The sequence below is a fragment of the Marinobacter goseongensis genome, assembly GCF_023156235.1.
Classification (GTDB): domain Bacteria; phylum Pseudomonadota; class Gammaproteobacteria; order Pseudomonadales; family Oleiphilaceae; genus Marinobacter; species Marinobacter goseongensis.
Genome location: NZ_JAKZAI010000051.1, coordinates 1 through 3,583, shown reverse-complemented (window position 1 = coordinate 3,583; position 3,583 = coordinate 1). Strand labels below are relative to the sequence as shown.

General features: G+C 53.0%; 1 tRNA gene and 2 rRNA genes. All 3 read left to right on the top strand.

Annotated elements, in window-relative coordinates:
- Position 1: 1 nt before the first annotated feature.
- A tRNA-Ala gene (locus MLC70_RS18065) sits at positions 2-77 on the top strand.
- A gap of 348 nt (positions 78-425) precedes the next feature.
- Positions 426-3,319 (top strand): 23S ribosomal RNA (locus MLC70_RS18060).
- Positions 3,320-3,423: 104 nt separating this feature from the next.
- A 5S ribosomal RNA gene (gene rrf / locus MLC70_RS18055) occupies positions 3,424-3,537 on the top strand.
- Positions 3,538-3,583: the final 46 nt, after the last annotated feature.

The window sequence follows — 3,583 nt, the reverse complement described above, 5'->3', positions numbered from 1 at the left end:
TGGGGCTATAGCTCAGCTGGGAGAGCGCCTGCCTTGCACGCAGGAGGTCGGCAGTTCGATCCTGCCTAGCTCCACCAAAATTTACTGACTAACGCGAGTTAGCAGTGTACAGAAACAAGTTTTTCAGTTCTGTGACTCGAGTGTGAGTTGTGGCTGAAGACCTTCTTTCTGATCACTGGGTCAGATTTGCTCTTTAACAAATTGGACGAGATAGAACACGAATATTTTCTCTCATTATCTCCGAGAGGGAATGTTCAATGTGATAACGATTTCAAGCGTTATCCGGTGTTGTCGTTGAAGTGGTTGTATGTGACTTCGAGCGGCTGTCTTTGAACCTCATCCTGGATGAGAAAACTGGCGTCACTTCGGTGGGTCCGGGGCTCTTGTTTGTGGTGTCGTGCAGATCAGTTGTCTTGGGGTTATATAGTCAAGCAACTAAGCGCATACGGTGGATGCCTTGGCAGTCAGAGGCGATGAAAGACGTGGAAGCCTGCGATAAGGTTCGGGGAGCTGGCAAACGAGCTGTGATCCGGACATTTCTGAATGGGGAAACCCACCGACTTTCGGGTCGGTATCTTGCACTGAATACATAGGTGTAAGAGGCGAACCGGGGGAACTGAAACATCTAAGTACCCCGAGGAAAAGAAATCAACCGAGATTCCCTAAGTAGCGGCGAGCGAACGGGGACTAGCCCTTAAGCTAGACAACTGGTAGGAGAAGGCTCTGGAAAGTGCCGCCATAGTGGGTGATAGCCCCGTATCCGAAACCTGAGTCTAGTGAAATCGAGTAGGACGGGACACGTGGTATCCTGTCTGAATATGGGGGGACCATCCTCCAAGGCTAAATACTCCTGACTGACCGATAGTGAACCAGTACCGTGAGGGAAAGGCGAAAAGAACCCCTGTGAGGGGAGTGAAATAGATCCTGAAACCGTATGCGTACAAGCAGTCGGAGCAGACTTGTTCTGTGACGGCGTACCTTTTGTATAATGGGTCAGCGACTTATGTTCAGTGGCGAGGTTAACCGTATAGGGGAGCCGTAGGGAAACCGAGTCTGAATAGGGCGATTTAGTCGCTGGGCATAGACCCGAAACCGGGCGATCTATCCATGAGCAGGTTGAAGGTTGAGTAACATCAACTGGAGGACCGAACCCACTGTCGTTGAAAAGCCAGGGGATGACTTGTGGATCGGAGTGAAAGGCTAATCAAGCCCGGAGATAGCTGGTTCTCCCCGAAAGCTATTTAGGTAGCGCCTCGGACGAATACCACAGGGGGTAGAGCACTGTTTCGGCTAGGGGGTCATCCCGACTTACCAACCCGATGCAAACTCCGAATACCTGTGAGTACTATCCGGGAGACACACGGCGGGTGCTAACGTCCGTCGTGAAGAGGGAAACAACCCAGACCGCCAGCTAAGGTCCCCAAATACCAGTTAAGTGGGAAACGATGTGGGAAGGCTCAGACAGCTAGGAGGTTGGCTTAGAAGCAGCCATCCTTTAAAGAAAGCGTAATAGCTCACTAGTCGAGTCGGCCTGCGCGGAAGATGTAACGGGGCTCAAACTGGTTACCGAAGCTGCGGCTGCATACTTTGTATGCGGGGTAGGGGAGCGTTCTGTAAGCCTGCGAAGGTGTGTTGAGAAGCATGCTGGAGGTATCAGAAGTGCGAATGCTGACATGAGTAACGACAATGGGAGTGAAAAACTCCCACGCCGGAAGACCAAGGGTTCCTGCGCAACGCTAATCGGCGCAGGGTGAGTCGGCCCCTAAGGCGAGACCGAAAGGTGTAGTCGATGGGAAACGGGTTAATATTCCCGTACCTTGGATAGCTGCGATGGAGAGACGGAGAAGGCTAGGTGAGCCGGGCGACGGTTGTCCCGGTTTAAGCGAGTAGGGAGAGGACTTAGGCAAATCCGGGTCCTCAATCCTGAGACGCGACGACGATTGCTCATTCGAGCGAGAAGTCATTGATGCCCTGCTTCCAGGAAAATCTTCTAAGCTTCAGGCTATTCGGGACCGTACCCCAAACCGACACAGGTGGTCAGGTAGAGAATACCAAGGCGCTTGAGAGAACTCGGGTAAAGGAACTAGGCAAAATGGTGCCGTAACTTCGGGAGAAGGCACGCCGGTATGTACGTGAAGCCCCTGCGGGTGGAGCGGAAGCCGGTCGAAGATACCAGGCCCCTGCGACTGTTTATTAAAAACACAGCACTGTGCTAACACGAAAGTGGACGTATACGGTGTGACGCCTGCCCGGTGCCGGAAGGTTAATTGATGGGGTTAGCGCTTGCGCGAAGCTCTTGATCGAAGCCCCGGTAAACGGCGGCCGTAACTATAACGGTCCTAAGGTAGCGAAATTCCTTGTCGGGTAAGTTCCGACCTGCACGAATGGCGTAACGATGGGGGCGCTGTCTCTACCCGAGACTCAGTGAAATTGAAATCGCCGTGAAGATGCGGTGTATCCGCGGCTAGACGGAAAGACCCCGTGAACCTTTACTATAGCTTCACAGTGAACTTTGAGCATGTTTGTGTAGGATAGCTGGGAGGCTTTGAAGTGGGAACGCCAGTTCTCATGGAGCCAACCTTGAAATACCAGCCTGACATGTTTGAGGTTCTAACTTCGACCCCTTATCGGGGTTAAGGACACTGTGTGGTGGGTAGTTTGACTGGGGCGGTCTCCTCCCAAAGCGTAACGGAGGAGCACAAAGGTGGGCTAAGCACGGTCGGACATCGTGCGGTTAGTGTAATGGCACAAGCCCGCTTGACTGCGAGACAGACACGTCGAGCAGGTACGAAAGTAGGTCATAGTGATCCGGTGGTTCTGTATGGAAGGGCCATCGCTCAACGGATAAAAGGTACTCCGGGGATAACAGGCTGATACCGCCCAAGAGTTCACATCGACGGCGGTGTTTGGCACCTCGATGTCGGCTCATCACATCCTGGGGCTGAAGCCGGTCCCAAGGGTATGGCTGTTCGCCATTTAAAGTGGTACGCGAGCTGGGTTTAGAACGTCGTGAGACAGTTCGGTCCCTATCTGCCGTGGACGTTGGAGATTTGAGGAAAGCTGCTCCTAGTACGAGAGGACCGGAGTGGACGAACCTCTGGTGTTCGGGTTGTCACGCCAGTGGCATTGCCCGGTAGCTATGTTCGGATAGGATAACCGCTGAAAGCATCTAAGCGGGAAGCCCCTTCCAAGATGAGATCTCCCTGGACCCTTGAGGTCCCTGAAGAGCCGTTCAAGACCAGGACGTTGATAGGTCGGGTGTGTAAGCGCTGCGAGGCGTTGAGCTAACCGATACTAATTGCTCGTGCGGCTTGACTATATAACACCCAAGACAATTGCGGATAACGCAGGAGCAAGGCGAAAGCCACGCTCGGAAATCAATATCACAGCTCTATCTCGTCCTCCCAGTGATCATCCGTTTTGCCTGACGACCATAGCGGTCTGGAACCACCTGATCCCATCCCGAACTCAGAAGTGAAACAGACCAGCGCCGATGGTAGTGTGGTTCGCCCATGTGAGAGTAGGTCATCGTCAGGCTCTTAATACCCAAACCCCAGCATCCTTGATGCTGGGGTTTTTTATT